This window comes from Streptomyces antnestii (assembly GCF_004005495.1).
GTDB lineage: Bacteria > Actinomycetota > Actinomycetes > Streptomycetales > Streptomycetaceae > Streptomyces > Streptomyces antnestii.
Genome location: NZ_RZYA01000004.1, coordinates 115,366 through 131,907 on the forward strand (window position 1 = coordinate 115,366; position 16,542 = coordinate 131,907).

At 71.0% G+C, this 16,542-nt stretch carries 16 protein-coding genes and 1 tRNA gene; 7 read left to right on the top strand and 10 right to left on the bottom strand.

Annotated features, from left to right (window positions below):
- The first annotated feature begins 24 nt into the window (after positions 1–24).
- Both EOT10_RS10920 and EOT10_RS10925 read left to right on the top strand, forming a co-directional pair.
- Positions 25–2,487, top strand: coding sequence for a phosphoribosyltransferase (locus EOT10_RS10920; RefSeq protein ID WP_223280921.1), 2,463 nt, complete (start codon positions 25–27; stop codon positions 2,485–2,487).
- Positions 2,488–2,564: 77 nt separating this feature from the next.
- Positions 2,565–3,344 (top strand): HAD family hydrolase, encoded by a 780-nt coding sequence (locus tag EOT10_RS10925; RefSeq protein WP_223280943.1) that lies wholly within the window; start codon positions 2,565–2,567, stop codon positions 3,342–3,344.
- Between the two features lie 142 nt (positions 3,345–3,486).
- Here the strand turns inward: EOT10_RS10925 and EOT10_RS10930 are convergent, their stop codons facing one another.
- The 3 genes from EOT10_RS10930 to EOT10_RS10940 form a co-directional block, all read right to left on the bottom strand.
- Positions 3,487–3,705: an FmdB family zinc ribbon protein gene (locus tag EOT10_RS10930; RefSeq protein WP_127827925.1), complete on the bottom strand. Its 219-nt coding sequence runs from the start codon at positions 3,703–3,705 to the stop codon at positions 3,487–3,489.
- Between the two features lie 147 nt (positions 3,706–3,852).
- A complete protein-coding gene (locus EOT10_RS10935) occupies positions 3,853–4,497 on the bottom strand; it encodes a DUF4383 domain-containing protein (RefSeq protein WP_127827926.1) in 645 nt (214 codons plus the stop codon).
- Positions 4,498–4,595: 98 nt separating this feature from the next.
- Positions 4,596–6,026, bottom strand: coding sequence for a hypothetical protein (locus EOT10_RS10940; RefSeq protein WP_127827927.1), 1,431 nt, complete (start codon positions 6,024–6,026; stop codon positions 4,596–4,598).
- Positions 6,027–6,211: 185 nt separating this feature from the next.
- Between EOT10_RS10940 and EOT10_RS10945 the strand changes: the two genes are divergently transcribed.
- Positions 6,212–6,283: transfer RNA gene (locus EOT10_RS10945), tRNA-Val, on the top strand.
- A gap of 240 nt (positions 6,284–6,523) precedes the next feature.
- Here the strand turns inward: EOT10_RS10945 and EOT10_RS10950 are convergent.
- The gene (locus EOT10_RS10950) at positions 6,524–6,961 is read right to left on the bottom strand and encodes a hypothetical protein (RefSeq protein ID WP_127827928.1); all 438 of its coding nucleotides are present in this window, start codon (positions 6,959–6,961) and stop codon (positions 6,524–6,526) included.
- Positions 6,962–7,240: 279 nt separating this feature from the next.
- Positions 7,241–7,801, bottom strand: a complete 561-nt coding sequence (locus tag EOT10_RS10955; protein ID WP_127827929.1) for an SMI1/KNR4 family protein — start codon at positions 7,799–7,801, stop codon at positions 7,241–7,243.
- 672 nt (positions 7,802–8,473) lie between these two features.
- On the opposite strand from EOT10_RS10955, the gene EOT10_RS10960 reads away from it, so the two are divergent.
- The 3 genes from EOT10_RS10960 (at position 8,474) to EOT10_RS41255 (ending at position 10,266) form a co-directional block, all read left to right on the top strand.
- Positions 8,474–9,202 (top strand): hypothetical protein, encoded by a 729-nt coding sequence (locus tag EOT10_RS10960; protein ID WP_127827930.1) that lies wholly within the window; start codon positions 8,474–8,476, stop codon positions 9,200–9,202.
- Positions 9,203–9,448: 246 nt separating this feature from the next.
- Positions 9,449–9,868, top strand: a complete 420-nt coding sequence (locus EOT10_RS10965; RefSeq protein WP_127827931.1) for a hypothetical protein — start codon at positions 9,449–9,451, stop codon at positions 9,866–9,868.
- A 233-nt stretch (positions 9,869–10,101) separates the two neighbouring features.
- On the top strand, positions 10,102–10,266 hold the full coding sequence (locus EOT10_RS41255; RefSeq protein ID WP_189491428.1) for a hypothetical protein: 165 nt from the start codon (positions 10,102–10,104) through the stop codon (positions 10,264–10,266).
- Between the two features lie 23 nt (positions 10,267–10,289).
- Here the strand turns inward: EOT10_RS41255 and EOT10_RS10970 are convergent, their stop codons facing one another.
- Positions 10,290–10,619, bottom strand: coding sequence for a DUF8825 domain-containing protein (locus EOT10_RS10970; RefSeq protein ID WP_127827932.1), 330 nt, complete (start codon positions 10,617–10,619; stop codon positions 10,290–10,292).
- Positions 10,620–10,749: 130 nt separating this feature from the next.
- On the opposite strand from EOT10_RS10970, the gene EOT10_RS10975 reads away from it, so the two are divergent.
- Positions 10,750–10,989: a DUF2277 domain-containing protein gene (locus tag EOT10_RS10975; protein ID WP_127827933.1), complete on the top strand. Its 240-nt coding sequence runs from the start codon at positions 10,750–10,752 to the stop codon at positions 10,987–10,989.
- Between the two features lie 55 nt (positions 10,990–11,044).
- Here EOT10_RS10975 and EOT10_RS10980 read toward each other — a convergent pair whose 3' ends face one another.
- From EOT10_RS10980 to EOT10_RS10995, 4 genes are all read right to left on the bottom strand, one after another.
- On the bottom strand, positions 11,045–11,701 hold the full coding sequence (locus EOT10_RS10980; RefSeq protein WP_127827934.1) for a DedA family protein: 657 nt from the start codon (positions 11,699–11,701) through the stop codon (positions 11,045–11,047).
- A gap of 318 nt (positions 11,702–12,019) precedes the next feature.
- Positions 12,020–12,484, bottom strand: a complete 465-nt coding sequence (locus EOT10_RS10985; protein ID WP_127827935.1) for a DoxX family protein — start codon at positions 12,482–12,484, stop codon at positions 12,020–12,022.
- 51 nt (positions 12,485–12,535) lie between these two features.
- Complete coding sequence (locus EOT10_RS10990; RefSeq protein WP_127828204.1) at positions 12,536–14,560, bottom strand: FAD/NAD(P)-binding protein; 2,025 nt, start codon at positions 14,558–14,560, stop codon at positions 12,536–12,538.
- Between the two features lie 153 nt (positions 14,561–14,713).
- A complete protein-coding gene (locus tag EOT10_RS10995) occupies positions 14,714–16,447 on the bottom strand; it encodes an alkaline phosphatase D family protein (RefSeq protein ID WP_127827936.1) in 1,734 nt (577 codons plus the stop codon).
- Between the last annotated feature and the right edge of the window lie 95 nt (positions 16,448–16,542).

A 16,542-nucleotide genomic window follows, 5' to 3' on the forward strand; every position in this document is an offset into this window, starting at 1 on the left:
GGCATGACGATGATGGTAAATGCGATGAAAAGGGGCGAAGTGGTCTGGTCGGGGACATGGGTCGCGGAGCGGCTCGGAGTCGAGCTCGTCGGTGACGAGGAGATATCCGGGCTGCTCGGTCTTGCCCTGCGCCGCAATCCCAAGCGGGCCCATCTGCTCGTGTCGAACGTCCTCGGCAAGCACGTGCCCCAGTCGCCGGCGGTCGTCTGGCGCTCCGGGTACGACCTCGGACTGCGGGTGCGTGAGCTGCTCGGCGAGCACGAGGCGCGGCGGGCCGTCGTCCTCGGATACGCCGAGACGGCCACGGGCCTCGGGCACTCCGTCGCCGACGGGCTCGGCCTCGCGCCCTATCTGCACTCGACGCGGCGCCCGGTCGCCGGGGTGGCGCGCGCCGGCGGCTTCGAGGAGTCCCACTCGCACGCCACCTCGCACCTCCTACTGCCCGAGGACCCCCGCCTCCTCGCGGGCGACGGGACCCTCGTCCTCGTCGACGACGAGTTCTCCACGGGCAACACGGTCCTCAACACGATCCGCGCCCTGCACGAGCGTTACCCGCGCGGGCGCTACGTCATCGTCGCCCTCGTAGACATGCGTTCGCCCGACGACCGGGGCCGCCTGGCCGACTTCGCCCGTGAGATCGGCGCCCGCGTCGACCTCGTCGCGTCCGCGTCCGGCACCGTCGAGCTGCCCGACGACGTCCTCGCCAAGGGCCAGGCGCTCGTCGCCCACCACGAATCCTGCACCACGACGCCGACGCCGCGCGCCGAACCCGGCCGGGTGACCCGCGTGGACCTCGGCTGGCCCGCGTCCGTGCCCGACGGCGGCCGGCACGGTTTCACACCGGAGCACCGCGCGGCCCTCGACGCGGCGCTCCCCGGCATGGCCGCCCGCCTCTCGCCGGCCCTCGGCGGCGCCCGCCGCGTGCTCGTCCTCGGGTTCGAGGAGCTGATGTACGCGCCGCTCGCCCTGGCCCGCGAGGTCGAGGCGGCCACGGGGGCGGAGGTGCGGTACTCGACGACGACCCGGTCACCGGTCCTCGCCGTCGACGACCCCGGGTACGCGATCCGCACCCGCCTCGTCTTCCCCGCCCATGACGACCCGGCCGACGGCCCCGGCGAGCGCTACGCGTACAACGTCGCGGGCGGCGACTTCGACGCGATCGTCGCCGTCGTCGACTCCACCGCCGACACCCCCCAACTGCACGCCCCCGACGGCCTCCTCGCCCGCCTCACCGAGCACACCCCGCACGTGCTGCTCGCGGTCGTGCCGTCGTACGTCCCCGAAACGGCCGGGCCGGTTTCGGCCACCCCTGAAAGGCGCCCTGTGACGCTCCCCGAGCCCCTGCGCGGTCCCGCCTTCTCCTCGTACGCGCCCGACGAGGTCGGCTGGCTGCTTCAGGACCTCTCGGACGTCGCCCTGGAGGCGCCCACCGAGGAGCGCGAGGAGGCGATACAGGCAGGCGGCGCGCACTACGCCGAGTCGTTGCCTGTCGAGTACCAGCCGAGCGCCGAGTACCAGGCGCTGTTCCAGTCCGCCCTCGACGTGTCCGCCGCCCGGATCGCGCAGGCCGTGGGCGTCGTCACGGAGACCGTGCTCGCCGAGCGGTCCCCGCGGCCCGTACTCGTCTCGCTCGCCCGCGCGGGCACGCCCGTCGGCGTGCTGATGCGCCGCTGGGCGCAGGCGCGACGCGGCCTCGACCTGCCGCACTACGCCGTCTCGATCGTGCGCGGCCGCGGCATCGACACGAACGCGCTGCGCTGGCTCGCCGCCCACCACGACCCGGCCGACGTCGTCTTCGTGGACGGCTGGACCGGCAAGGGCGCGATCACCCGCGAACTGGCGGAAGCACTCAGGGCCCACCAGCGAAATGAGGGAGGCCCCGGGTTCGACCCGGAGATCGCGGTGCTAGCCGACCCCGGTTCCTGCGTACGCACCTACGGCACCCGCGAGGACTTCCTCATCCCCTCCGCGTGCCTCAACTCCACGGTCTCCGGGCTGATATCGCGTACGGTCCTGCGCGCGGACCTCGTCGGGCCGAACGACTTCCACGGCGGCAAGTTCTACCGCGAGCTCGCGGAGGCGGATGTCTCGACGCACTTCCTCGACACGGTCGAAGCCCGCTTCGACGAGGTGGCCGACGCGGTCGACATACAGGTCAAGGAGGTCCTGTCGGCCGACCGCACCCCGACCTGGGAGGGCTGGGCGGCCGTCGAGCGGATCAGCGAGGAGTACGGCATCCACGACGTGAACCTGGTGAAGCCCGGCGTCGGCGAGACGACCCGCGTGCTGCTGCGCCGCGTCCCCTGGAAGATACTCGCCCGCAAGGGTGCCGGCGCCGACCTCGACCACGTACGCCTGCTCGCCGAGCAGCGCGGGGTGCCGGTCGAGGAGGTCGCCGAACTCCCTTACACCTGCGTCGGGTTGATCCACCCGAAGTACACGCGGGGCGCCACCGGCGCGGACGGCAGGGCGGTGGCCGCGAAGTGACCGCGACATCCGTCACCCTGGTCGCCAGCGACCTCGACCGCACCCTGATCTACTCCGCGGCGGCCCTCGGCCTGACCATGCCCGACGCCCAGGCCCCGCGACTCCTGTGCGTCGAGGTCTACGGGGGCAAGCCCCTGTCCTACGTCACCGAGACCGCGGCCGGACTCCTGGACGACCTCGGCCGCGCCACCGTCCTCGTCCCGACCACGACCCGCACCCGCGAGCAGTACGGCCGGATCCACCTCCCGGGCCCCGCAGCGCGTTACGCGATCTGCGCCAACGGCGGGCACCTGCTGGTGGACGGAGTGTCCGACCCGGACTGGCGCGCCGCGGTCGGCGAACGGCTCGCCGCCCAGTGCGCGCCGCTCGACGAGGTGCGGGCCCATCTGGTGCGGACGGCGGACCCGGCGTGGCTCCTCAAGGAGCGCGTGGCCGAGGACCTCTTCGCGTACCTCGTGGTCGAGCGGTCCCTGCTGCCCGAGGAGTGGGTCAAGGAGCTGGCGGTCTGGGCGGAGAGCCGCGGCTGGACGGTCTCGCTCCAGGGCCGCAAGATCTACGCCGTGCCGAAGCCGCTCACCAAGAGCGCGGCCATGCGTGAGGTCGCCCGCCGCACGGGCGCGGACCTGACGCTGGCGGCCGGCGACTCGTTGCTCGACGCGGACCTGCTGCTCGCCGCGGACCGGGCCTGGCGCCCGGGCCATGGCGAACTGGCGGACGTGGGCTGGACGGCACCCCACGTCACGGCCCTGGAGGACAGGGGAGTGGCAGCGGGGGAGACGATCCTGCGGGAACTGCTGGGGGCGGCGGGGGCAGCGGGGTCGGCAGGGTCGGCGGGGGTGCGGGCGGAGCGGGGCTGAGGGGTCCCGGGGGTCTGCGAATGGGGTGCCCGGGGCTGCCGGGCGCGCTGACGTCCCGCTGTCGGGCCCGGGGCGTCGAGACCCACCCGGGCCCGGTCGTCGGGCCCGGGATGTCGAACACCTACCCGGGCCCGGTGGCCGGTCAGCCGCAGCAGCCTCCGCCGCAGCACCCGCCGCCTCCGCCCGCGGACGGCGCCGGGGCGGAGGACGCGGCCGTGCCGCCGACGGCGACGGTGGACAGGAGCTTCACCGTGTCGTCGTGACCGGCGGGGCAGTCGGCGGGGGCCGAGGACTCGGCCATGGGACGGCTCAGTTCAAAGGTGTCGCCGCAGGTCCGGCAGCGGTACTCGTAGCGTGGCATGGGCACAGATTACTGGCGCGGCCCCTGTCCGGGTATGCCGCGCCGCCCACCCTCTACCGCCTGCCCTGGCCTGTCCTCACGCCTGCCTCACCCTCACCGAACGACGGTCCCCGCCCCCCGCTCGCAGCAGCCCGAGCTCCGAGTGGGCTATTTATCGATAATCCCCGGTCGGCGGCGGGGCGCCGACGCGGACCCTTGCGACATCGACCCGTGCGATACCGACCCGAGCGGGACGGGGTGTGTCTGACGGCTGGCTCGCTCGCGGTCCTCGCTGGCGGCGGCCTCAGGGTGGCGGGCCCGCCAGTACGGGTTGTCGTGCGGGAGCGTTCCGCTGACCCGCCCGTACATCCCGAAGGCCATCAGCATCACGCCGACCACGAAGCTGAACAGCACGTTCTGGATGTGGAACGCGAGGAAGTTGTAGTCGGTCTGGAGGAGGGCCAGGTTCACGAAACCGCTGAGGATGAACAGGACGCCGAAGACCATGTTGATCGTCGACGCGACGTTCCGCCCGATGACCATGCCGGCGAACAGGATCACGCCCACGCAGATCGACAGGACGCTGAGGGCGCCGTTGGTGTTCAGCCCGGCGACCTTGTCACCGCCGGTGTCGAAGAAGCCGATCGTGTCGATGAGCCCCAGGATGCCGAACGCGACGAGTACGAGCCCCATGAGCCCCGCGCCGATCCGGTAGACCTTGCTGAGCCCGTGATCTACCGGCAGGTGATCGTCGAGCACGACGCGCTGGTGCCGGAACCGGGACGGACGCATCTCGGGTACATGCGTGGCCATGGCGCCTCCCTTGCACGTACGTATCTCAAGGGTCCGCCCGCCGCGCGGGCAGTGCCAACAGGGCGTGGTCAGGAGTGTGGGCTCAGCGGGGGGGGGGCTCAGGAGACCGTGCCCCGTTCCTCCCTGATCTGGGCGACGACGCGGGCCACCGTCTGCCGGACGGCCTCCGTCTCCGTGAGGAAGTGCCAGTAGTCGGGATGATGTCCTTCGAGACCGGTGACGGCGCGGTCGAGGCGGGCCACGGAGTCGTCGAGCGGGCGCGCGTGCCGCGGGTCAGGTGTGCTGCGCCCCGACATCGCGAGCCGCTGCGCGTCCCGGATGGCGAACCGCGTCCGGTCGATCTCCTGCCGCGGGTCCTTCGCCACGGCGTTCAGCCGGTGCAGGCGGTCCGAGGCGGCCGACACGTCCTCGTCCGTCGAGTTCAGCAGGGCCCGTACCGTCGAAAGGAGCGACGTCGCGTCCGGCCACCGCTGCTCGTCCCGCGCGGCCCGCGCCTCGGCCAGCTTCCGCTCCGCCTGCCGTACGTTCTCCGCGGCGCGCTCCGGCACGTGCTGGAGGTCCTGCCAGCAGGGGGCCGTGAACCGTCTGCGCAGCTCACTCAGAACGGGCTCCACCTGCCCGGCCCGGGTCGTCAGGGCCTGCGCGCGGGTCCGCAGCGACACGAGACGGCGGTCGATCTCGGCGGCGCGCTCCGGCAGCCGCTGCGCCTCGGCCCGCACGGACTCGGCGTCCCGCGCGACCCGCTCGGCGCGCTCCAGGGTCTCCGGGACGCCATGCTGGCCGGCGCCCTGGTTGAGCCGGGTGAGCTCGGGCCCGAGCGCGGCCAGCCGGGCGGCGAGATCGTCGGCCTTGAGCCCGGCGCCGCGCACGGCGTCCAGGGAGTTGCTCGCCGCGAGGAGCGCCTGCCGCGCCCGTTCGACGGCGGGGGCGAGCCGCGCCAGCTGCGTCTCCGCTTTGCCGAGCAGCGGCCCGAGGCCCTGCGAGAACCGGTCGAGGTCCAGCTTCACCCGGGTCAGCTCGTCCTTGGCCCGGCTCAGCTCGGCGCGGGCCCGCGAGGCGACCGACGCCTCCAGGTCGTCCCGGTCGAGGTCGTGTGCGTCGACGGCGGTGATGTACTGCAGGCTGGCCTCGTCGATCCGTCGGCCCAGCGCCTCGAACTCGGAGACGGTGCGGCGGGCCGCGGGCGAGTCGTCGACGGCGGTGATGGTCTCGATGGAGATCCGCAGATCGCGCTGCGCGGTGTCGAGTTCGTAGAACGCGGCGGCGGCGGCGTCCTTGGCGGCCTGAGCCTCGGCCCGCTGCCCCTCCCCACGCCCGAACCAGCGCCGGGTCCCGCCCCCGGCGAACGCGGCGGGCGCCGCGGCGACGGCCACGACGAGGAGAGGCAACGGAAGCAGAACAAGCCCGAGCAGATCGCGTAGCCCACGACATCGAGACTCGCGCGGATCGCGCGGGCCATGAAGTTCACGTGGCGCGGAGCGCGGTCGCGTGGACGACGCATACGGCCGCATCGGTGGTGTCGCCGTCACTACCCTCTCCCGTGCTGCCCTCGCCCGTGCACTCATCCGCCCTGCCCGGTGTCATTCTCCCACCCGTTAATGACGAACACACGGGCCGGATAGTTCGCTCTCGGCCCCCACACTTCACCCGACGCCCCAGCGCAAACGGGTTTGCGAGGCACCGCCACCGGCAAGGTAGGCTGTCGAATCATCCCGGGCGCGTAGCTCAGTGGTAGAGCGCTGCCCTTACAAGGCAGATGTCGGCGGTTCGAAACCGTCCGCGCCCACCGGGGAGAAGACCCCCGGCCGTTTACGGTCGGGGGTCTTTGACATCCAGGACATCCAGGGCTGACATCAACGCCCATGGTCAATCGCAGTCGAGCCGCCTGAGCAGCCGATCCATGTGACTGACGGCCTCGCGCTGCGGGTCCTGTACGACATGCGGGGGGCGACGAGACACGACCGGATTCGGTCGGTGGCGTGCAGGGGCTTTCCCCGCCCAAAGCCGCTCCACCGATCTCTGTGGATCAGCTCCCGTAGATGTGGCCACGAACCAATGGATCGTGCTCCAGGACGAAGTCAGAGGCCGCCCAGAAGTCGGACAACCGCGGATGCTGCAAGGCCGCTTCACGATCGAGCTTCAACCCGAACAGCGACCCGTCAGGGCTGGCAAGGCCGGCAGTCACGACTGTCGAAGCCGGAGTCGTCTGCCCAGCCACAGGCCCGACACGGCATGCGAACGCGACGTGATCAACCCAAGCGTCTGGCCCGTCGCCCCACGTCCCGAAGATCACGTCTATCCAGGCATCGTGATCGCGGTCACGATGGTGGTAGCAGTTCGCGAAGTAGACAGCGTACGGGTCACCGTCTGAGTAGATGAAGTTCCACGCCCGCTCTATGGGGGCGTTGCAGCACTCGCACTCGAACTCGCGGGTCTGCCGGTCGGGACCGAAAGTCAGGGACATGGCGACATGATCTAGTACCAGGCTGGGGTTGCCCCACAAGGCTGTCTATTGGCCGCCTGAGTCAAGCCCAACTGCCATAGCTGACATCGACGACTGACACCAACGAGCCCCAACAGCGCCGGTCAACGCCGAACCTCAGCGGCAGGCGGATCTGTAACAGCCGGAGTTAGTCGAGGTCGAGAGGCCCCCTCGATCGACCTGATAAAGATGAGGCAGTGCAGCAAAGTTCACGAGGTCATCCCGCGCCAGGGCTGGGCCAAGGTGCATGGGGCGCGCCGTCTACTGTTCCTCGACGTACTGTCCGTCGATCACTGAGAAGTCGTCCAACCGAGCCGCCACACCTGTCAGATATCCGACGAAGTCACTCGCTATGGGCCCGCTCGGCCCTGCTTCGTGGTCCATGTCGATGACCTGGCCGATCCTTCCACCAGGCCCCGGTGACAGGTCCAGCACCGCGCCGTTTCCCCCGCCGTCTGCATCGAGCGAGACCCAACCGATCTGCCACCAGCCGGCCTTGAGCGCCTCGCCGTCCGCAACGAAGTCCTTGAGGTCGTCAAAGTCGCCGCTGGTCAGGAGGTCTCGCCACACACTCACTTCTTGCAGGATGCCGTCACAGGACAACAGCGTGCCCGTGGGCCAGCCCCCGTCAGTCGATCCGTTGTGTCGCTGCAGCGAGGCCGTGACCGCCTCCGGTAGCTCGACACCGAGCGTGGCCTCAAGGGCGGCGATCTGCTCGCCGGAAGCCGGAGGCAGGATCAGATGCGCAGCACCCTGGGCCTCGTACCACCGTTCGATCTCATCCCACGCGCCCACAACAGCCGCCGCGATCTTGTTTGCCATGAAGTTCCCCCTGGTAGATCTCTGCTCAGTTGTCAGTGACGGTGACCTTAGTGACGCGCACTGACAGTGCCGCCGAGGGGCGCACCAGCACCGCACCACGTCGGCACCAGATCGAACGGGGAACAAGAGACGGGCCTCGCTCGAAGCCCCCAGCCCGTTCTAAGCGCCTGGTCGCGCAGTGCGTGCCACAGTCGTGCCACATGGAGCGGTCAATCACGGTCAATCACGGTTCGCCTCGGCGGAGATGGGGCGGAGCCCTGCGGGCTCTCCGGAGCCGGGGTGGCCTGCGCTGTCGGGGGGCAACCCGCGGGGTACCGCCGCCGCGATCCGACCTAGAAGGGGGAACTCGTCAGCATCCATAGGCCCGGAAAGCGCACGCGGAACAAGCGACCCCATCAACACCACCAGACCCGCGCCGCCTAACGAAGTGAGGTCGATCCAGGAGAATCGAGGACCGCGCGAGCAAGGGAGGCGCAGGCCGGCCCGGCTCCCCCCCCAGCAGCAGCCAAAACCCAGCACAGGGCCATGGAAGGTACGGGGCTTGCCGCACAGCAGGCCAAAGAGCTTTGCGTTACTGAAGCGGGGCTGCTCCCGTCCGGCCCGACGTCAGGCGGGACAGTCCCCCGGGCCCTCGCGGAGGGGGGAAGCGATGACGGCGCGTACGCTCCGCGCATGGCTCTCACGGTGCACATCCCCGAATATCTGGAGGACTGCGAGCTGGTAGCAGGCGAGGATCTCGCGCGCGAGCCCGCCTTCTGGCTCGCGCATCTCATGTTGACTGTGGGAGATCCGAGCGAGGATCCAGAGCGCTACGGAGTGGACGCCTCGGTCTACGAGGAGATGGTGGAGCGCCTCAGCGACCCTGAGGAGCCCTGGCCGGTGCTGCGTGTCCCCTTCGAAGGCGGGCATACCGCTTACACCGTGTACACCAACTTCGACGATGCGAACAACGTCGACTTCTTCGTACGCCACCACGAGTGGGGACGACTCGGTTACCTCGGCCAGTGCGGCGCTGACGAGGCCGGCCCCGGACTGTCCTGGACGGAGCTCACCACACTTGCTGAGGCCGCACAGAACAGCAGTGAAGGTCTGACCGACAGCTCACAGCGCCTTCTGCTCCTGTTTCCGATGCTCGGCGACGCCGAGATGCCCCGCGAAGCGCGTCACATGGTGGCGCAGGCGCTGGCCCGCTGCCGCATACGTTCTGACGCAGCCGACAAGTTGGCTACCGTGCTGGTCGGCGAGCAGGAGGCCGATAGCGAACCTCGCTGGACCGTGACTACAGACAGCCCGATCGCAGTGTGTTCGTCGCCCTACAGCGCCCGACACATACCGCTAGCCCTCGGCATCACACCGCGCCAAGCCCAAGCCCTCGCGGACGCACTCAACGGAGGCGGGTGACATCCACGGCTGACGTAAATGTCGAGGAACACCAGCGGTCCAGGGCAGTCAGACATGGCTGTGCCCTTCTGCGGTGAGGCGCATCCAGAGGGCCCGCGCTCGAACTTACGAGGCAGATGTCGGCGGTTGATCGCGACGTGTGTCCCAGTCTCATTGACACCAGGAGTTGAACGCGTTCAAAATGATGTTTGCGGCTTCTTGAGGTGTCGCTACGGGGCATGTGCGAGACACGAGAGGTGGGGCCGCGTGGCTGCCGACCAGCATCAGCGGATACGGCGTGCGTTCATGGGTGCCGCGTTGGGATGTGCGGTGACATTCCTGTTGTCCTCCTGCTCCGACTATCCGGTCGAGGTGAACACCAACGGCCAATTGGCGGGTGTGTGGTCGGACTTCGCCGGGAGGACAGTCGAGTTCGAGGGTGACGGCACGTTCACGGCCCAGGGCTTGGACAAGGCGGATGCCGGCGACGAGTGCCCCGGGATCGCCGACCGGCAACATGGAACCGTGTCCCTCTTCGGGTCGTATGGCGAGGTCACCTTCGACGGCGTGGACTGCGAGGGCATGAAAATCGGCTTCCAGGGCTCCCCGAGCTCCTTCGTCGTCTGCTTCACCCGGGACTTGGCGTCCGGGGGGTGCACGGGCGAATTCAGCCGGAAGGAAGGCTGATTCGACTGATCCTGGCGGCTGGCGGCTTCGACGCGGTTCGTCGAACTTCGGGGCTTCGGGGGTGGGTGGTATGTGCGTAGAAGGGGGCTATGCCACATGTGAAGGGAACGTGAAGCTGCCTCCCGTTATGGGGGTGTTCGGGGCGTGGGTTGCAGGGGGTGTCGCCTGGTAACTTCCGTCACTCTGTGGGGGTTTCACGCGGCCTTCACGCGTGTGGACGTAGGCTTCACGTTATGGCCACTACTTCCGAACCCGCGACCGTGCGGACTGCCGCCGAAGTGAATGAGCAGATACGGGCCCTCTGGCTGCGCGCCGGAGGGCGGTTGAGTGCTGAGGAGCGGGCGGAGTACGACGGGCTCGTGGTCGAGTGGGCCGCCGCGATGCGTCAGGTGGTGTGAAGGTCGCCGCCGCGTGAGCCGGGTTACTCCGGTTCGGGGGCGTGCTTGAGGCGCATGCGGGCGTCCACCGTGTCCGGGCCCGATATGTCCTTCCAGTAGCGGTGGCAGGTCACGAAGACCGCCAGTTCGCGCTCCCGCTGCCGGAGCTTCTCGACCTCCGCCTGTTCGTCGGGGGTCCAGCCGGGGGAGGCGGGGCGTTCGCGCTTGCGCCAGCCGTGGTCGTCGCTGAAGCCCTCTTGGGGGTCCACCGACCAGGGAAGCCGCTTCAGGAGCGTCAGGAGTTCCGCCCTGACCTGGTGCAGCTCCTCCTGGCCCGCCAGGAGGTCACTCGGGAAGTCATAGGTCGCTGCCACCCCTCAATGATACGTCTGTTCGATTTCTTGAAGCGAGCGATAGCGGGCGTGTTCATTCGTACGTGTGTTTCGAACGCGCGTTCTTTGCGAAGGCGTGCGCGGGGGCCGGGGAGCGCGCGAGACTGGAGGCATGTGCCGCAGCATCAAGACCCTTCGCCCGCCCGTCCTCCCCGAAGAGGCCACCGAGGAGGAGATCCGGGCCGCAGCCCTGCAGTACGTGCGCAAGGTGTCCGGCTTCCGGGCGCCCGCCGCGCACAACAAGGAGGTGTTCGACCGGGCCGTCGACGTCATCGCCCAGGCGACCGCCGACCTGCTCGACGGGCTCGAAGTCCGCGGTCAGGGGCGCCAGTTGGCCCAAGAGGCTGTGTGAGTCATGCGCCGAGCCGTCGAGCCGTCAAGGCGTAGGCCCGGCACCCCAGCCCCCCTCAGCTCGCCCGTTCCGCCGCCGTCGCCGCCGCAGGCCTCCGCATCAGGAACGCCGCCCCCGCCCCCGCCGCGAACAGCGCCAGCAGCGACACCCCCGTCGCCAGCCAGCTCGCGCCGAGCCACTGGCCGCCGAAGTAGCCGAGCGCCACGCTGTAACCCGCCCAGGCCACACCGGCGAGGGCCGACCAGGGCAGGAACTCGCGGACCCGGCGATGCGCCGTGCCCGCCGCGAAAGAGACGATCGAGCGGCCCGCCGGCGCGAACCGGGCGATGACCACGAGAATCCCGCCGCCGCTCCGGGCCAGCGCCCCGCCGAGACGTTCCTGCGCCCTTGTCAGGCGGCGGGAGCGGGCGATCGCGCGGTCGAGACGTTCGCCGCCGCGCCACGCGACGCGGTACGCGGCCAGGTCGCCGACGACCGACGCCGTGGCCGCCGACAGGGTCAGCGCCAGGATGGACGGGACCTCGTGCGACACCTGCCCGGCCGCGGCCCCTGTGCCGGCCGCAGCCCCCGTGCCGGCCGCGGCGGCGGTGGCCGCCGTGATGATCAGGACGCCGCTCGGCAGGACGGGCAGGAACACGTCGAGCAGGACCGAGAGGGCCACCACCGCGTAGATCCACGGGCCGCCGGTCAACGACCCCACACTCTCCAGCACCGCGACTCCCCGTACTCCGTGATCGTCGATTCCCCGGTCAGCGACTGACGCCGCGGTGTCGCGGGGGCGGCAAGGGGCGGCTGATGACAGCTGTACAGCGTACGCCTCGCTTGTTGCTGGAGGGGCGCGAGGGGCTCATGTGTTCGCCAGGTCACGTTCACCCGTACGCCGCGCGGCGAGGAGGGGGGCGGAAAGAAATAAGGGGCAGAGGAAAAAGGGGTGCCCCCGTTCCGTCGCGGTCGGGCCGGGACGGAACGGGGACACCCCCTCGCGCAAGACAGGCAGGATGCGGGCGAGAGCCCTCAGGCCCTCAGGCCCTCAGGCCGTCACCGGCTCGCGGTCCGCGCCGGCCGGGCTCTCCGTGGTGCGCTCAGTGTGCTCGGTGCGGGCCTTGAACAGCCGGTCCACGCCCAGTGCTCCGGAGCCGGTGAAGACCAGGAGCAGCATGGCCCAGCAGAACATCGCGGACGGTTCGCCGCCGTTCTGCAGCGGCCAGAGCGCCGCCGGCTGGTGGACGCTGAAGTACGCGTAGGCCATCGAGCCGGAGGATATGAAGGCCGCGGCGCGGGTGCCGAGGCCGAGGGCGACCAGGGCGCCGCCGACGAGCTGGATGACGGCCGCGTACCAGCCGGGCCAGGCGCCCGTCGGTACGGTGCCGCCGCCCATCGCTCCGCCGAGGACGCCGAAGAGCGAGGCGGCGCCGTGGCAGGCGAAGAGCAGGCCCACGATGATGCGGAAGAGGCCGAGGGCGTAGGGCTGGGCGCTGTCGAGACGTCCAGACATGATGGGGACTCCTTGGGTCGGTTGGGGACGTAACCGATGGGAGGCCAAAGGTTAGGCTCGCCTAACCTCTACTTGCAAGTTCAAATTCTGGCCGTGGTCGGCCGTGGCGGGCGAGGGCTGGTGAACGATGCCGGGCCCACGGAGGTCCTCGGTGGCCCTCCTCAGGGCCGCCCGCGCGACCGCGTCGGCGTCCGACAAGGTCACCGAGTCCACTCCGGGGCGGGCCCCCGCCGCGGTCACCCAATGCACCCCTTCGGTAGGCACACCCAACACCAACCGCCTTGAGTGCGGCCTACTGTGACGGTCGATCAGGTGATACGGGCTCGGTGTCACGTCGACGCCGCCCGTCACATAGCCGTCGATTGTGTGCGGCCGGGCGTGGCCCTTCTTCAGGAGGCCCGCGAGGAGTTGGTCGCCGGTCGCGCACACGTCCGTTCCGGGCAGCCGCGCCTCGATGAGTGTGGTGGCCGTCACGGATGATCCGGGCACATCGGGAGAGTGGGCGACGAACGCCCCGGCCTCGTCGTCGAGCCGCACGTCGAGGCGCGGTCCCACCACCGTCAGGACGCCCGCCTCGACGAGCGCGGTCATCTCCTCGACGCGGCGCCGGGGCGGGCCGATCGACAGGAAGGCGTTGAGCGGCGTGTACCAGCGGTCCAGGTGGTCGCGGCGCGAACCGCCGCCGATGCCTCCGTGGTCCACCACCAGGCGCAGCTCGTTGCGCAGGTCACGCAGCACGTCAAGGGCCGCCTTCACCGGGCCGTCCACGGTGCCGAGCGCGGCGTGCGCGGCGTCCTCGCGCAGATGGGCCAGGAGCCAGGTACGCCACTCGGCCGGCGAGGCGAAGGAGAGGTCGGCGTGCGGCCGGGAGATGTGGTCCCAGGACCAGTGGAGCACCCCGGGAATCCCGAACTCGTAGAGGACGTCGGCCTCTTCGGGGCTCCCGTGGCGGGTGGCGAGGAACCCCTCGCGGAAACCTACGTCCCCCGCGCCCGCGCGCCTCAGCAGCGTCTCGTAGTAGACGGTCTCCACCTCCTTCGCGACGAGTGGCCAGACCTCGCCCAGGAAGTCCGGCGCGTCACCGGCGTCCGCGCGCTCGCGGAAGCGCGCGATGACCTCGCCGGTGAGGACGGCCGGTTCGTGCCGCCCGTAGGGCCCCTTGGCGTTGTCGCCGCGCGCCTGGTACGGGATGCCGCGGCGCGACCCGGCGAACAGACGCGGCTCGCGGCCCGAGGGCCGGTACCGCAACTCCCCGGCGGACGTGCGGAGATGGCGTCCCCCGCGGCCCTCGGTCAGCAGCGCCATGTGGTCGAAGAAGTTGAGGCCGAGGCCCCGCAGCAGGACGTGCTCGCCGGGGGCTATGGGCGTGAGGTCGACGTCGGCCGGGTTGGCGGGCGGGATGTGGCGCAGGCCGTGGTGCCGCGCGAACTCGGCGAGGCGGCCCTGCGCTGGGTTCGCGGCCGTGGGCAGGTGGCCCTGGGCGAGGACGACGGCGGAGAGGCCGGTGAGTTCGCGCCCGTCGTCGAGTACGAGGGTCTGGCGGCCGTCCTCCGCGTCGTCGAGCCGCACGGCGCGCGCCCGGTGCACCTCCACGTGTATGGCGTCGGGGGCGGCCCCGACCGTCTCGGCGAACACCCACTCCAGGTACCGGCCGTAGAGGGCGCGGGGCGGGTAGGCGTCGGGGTCGAGGCCGAGGCCCTGCCGCTCGGCCCACTCGTGCAGGCTCGGGCCGGGGCGTATCGGGCCCGCGCAGTCCACGCTGTCGTCGGTGAAGAGGGTGACCTGGGAGGCGACCGTGTTCATCAGGAGTTCGGGTGCCTGCGAGGTCCGCCAGACGCTGCCGGGGCCCGGCGATGCCGGGTCGACGACGTGGACGGTGAGGCGGGCACCCGGCGCGAGGAGTTCCCCGGCGGAGGCGCAGAGCCGTTCGAGGACGCTGGTGCCGCGCGGGCCGGCGCCGACTATCGCTGCGGCCGGCGCCGAGCACACTGCGGACAAAGAGGGACTCCCGGGGCATGTGGGGCTGCTGGAAGCGGAAGGGTATGTGGGGCTGCTGGAAGCGGAACGTTTGCTCATCATGCCGGGTCGCCCCGCGTGCGGAAGGGCCGAGCCCCGGTATGCGCCGTATCTTCACCCGGCGCTCCCCTGGGGTTCCCCGCTGGTCACTCACCGTCATGCGCCGAGTACGGAGCACTGAGTGCGGAGCTGGTGGCCGGCCATCGGGTCCGCCTACGGACTACTGAGAGTCACGTCCGTCGTCTTCCGTAGCCGTGCCGGTCCGCCCCGCGCCGCCCGGGCCCGGTGGAGCTGGAGCCGTGCCGCGCGTCCCCGCAGCGTCAGCGTCATCAGCTGGTTCCCGAACCAGGGGCCGCCCGTCCTCCGCCACGACACCGGGGGAGCGGCGAGCCGGCCGTGCCGGGCGAAGCGTCGTCCGAGCGCGCGCCCGAAGCGGCTCCAGCCGAGCCGGAACCCGGCTCGGATCGAGGCGGGGATGGAGTTGTGCAGCGGCGAGCATGTCAGCTGGACGACGCGCGCGGCCGGGGCCGGCACCCCCGCGGGCCAGGCGGGTTCGGCGACGTACGCGTGATGGACGTCGCCCGACAGCACGCACACCGTCGCCGGGGAGCCCGGGGAGCCCGGGGAGTCCGCGCCGCCGCCCGCCTCGGCAATCAGCGCCGTCAGCGCGTCGAACGACGGGGGGAACGCGGCCCAGTGCTCCAAGTCGGCCCGTCCACGCAGCTTTTCGCCGAACCGGGCCCAGCGCGCACCTCGCTCTCCCCGGCACAGCGCGGCGTTCCACCCCTCGATGTCGTGCACGAGATGCGGCAGCAGCCAGGGCAGCGAGGTCCCGATCAGCAGGTGGTCGTACGCGCCGGACGCGGTGACGGCGGACTCCGGCGCCCCTCCCGCGGCAGGTCCTGGCGCCGCCCCGTCCAGCGCCTGCTCCCGCAGCCACGCCGCCTCCGCCGGATCGAGCATCGAACGGTCGCCCTCCGTCAGGACGCGCGCGGCCCGGGTGTCCACCATGAGGAGCCGTACGCGGCCGAAGTCGCGGCGATAGCTCCAGCGGGCGGACATCGGGTCGGCGTCGGCGCGGGCGGCGAACTCCCTGAGCCGGTCCGTCCCGTCGGGGTCCGCGCGCACCGCCGCGTAGACGGGGTCGGCGGCCAGTTCGGCGGGGGCCAGATTGCCCAGGTGCTGGTGGACCCAGTACGACATGAGGCCGCTGAGGACGCGCTCGTTCCACCAGGCGGTGGCGCGCATCCCGGCGAGCCAGGCGGCGCTGGTGTTCCAGTCGTCGATGACGTCGTGGTCGTCGAAGATCATGCAGCTGGGGACGGTGGACAGCAGCCAGCGCACCTCGGGGTCGAGCCAGGACTCGTAGTACAGCCGGGTGTACTCCTCGTAGTCCGCGACCTGGGCGCCCGGGGCGTCGCGCAGGTCGCGGCGGGCGGCGAGGTAGCGGCGCGTGGCCGGCGAGGTCTGGTCCGCGTAGACCTGGTCGCCGAGCAGGAGCAGGACGTCGGGGCGGTGCTCGGTGTCGGGTTCGGGTTCGGCGGCGAGCTGTGCGGCCAGGGTGTCCAGGGCGTCGGGGCCGACGGGGTCGTGCTCGCCGGCGGGCGCCGCGGCCCACCGGCAGGAGCCGAACGCGACACGGAACGGGCGCGCGGTGTCGTCGTACGCGGGTGTGCGGATCGTGCTCGGCGGAAAGGGCGAGCCGGCGAGCGGCCAGACCTGGACGCCGTCGAGCAGCACCTCGTACGCCGTCGTGCTGCCCGGTGTGAGGCCGGTGACCGGGATCAGCGCGTAGTGGTGGCCGCAGATCTGGAACGTGCGGGTGCGCCCGGACGAGCCGTCCGCGCAGCGCACTTCGGCGGTGCACGGACGGCTCGCCTCGACCCAGACGGTCGCCGCCGACTCGTCCACGAATCTCAGCAGTGGTCCAAGTCGCAGCCCTGCCACCTGATCAGCCTCCTCGGTCGCCCCGTACGGTACGGAACGACGGAGGCCGTCGGGGAGGTTCCGGGAACCCGGGGTTCACCGTCCTGAACCCCGGG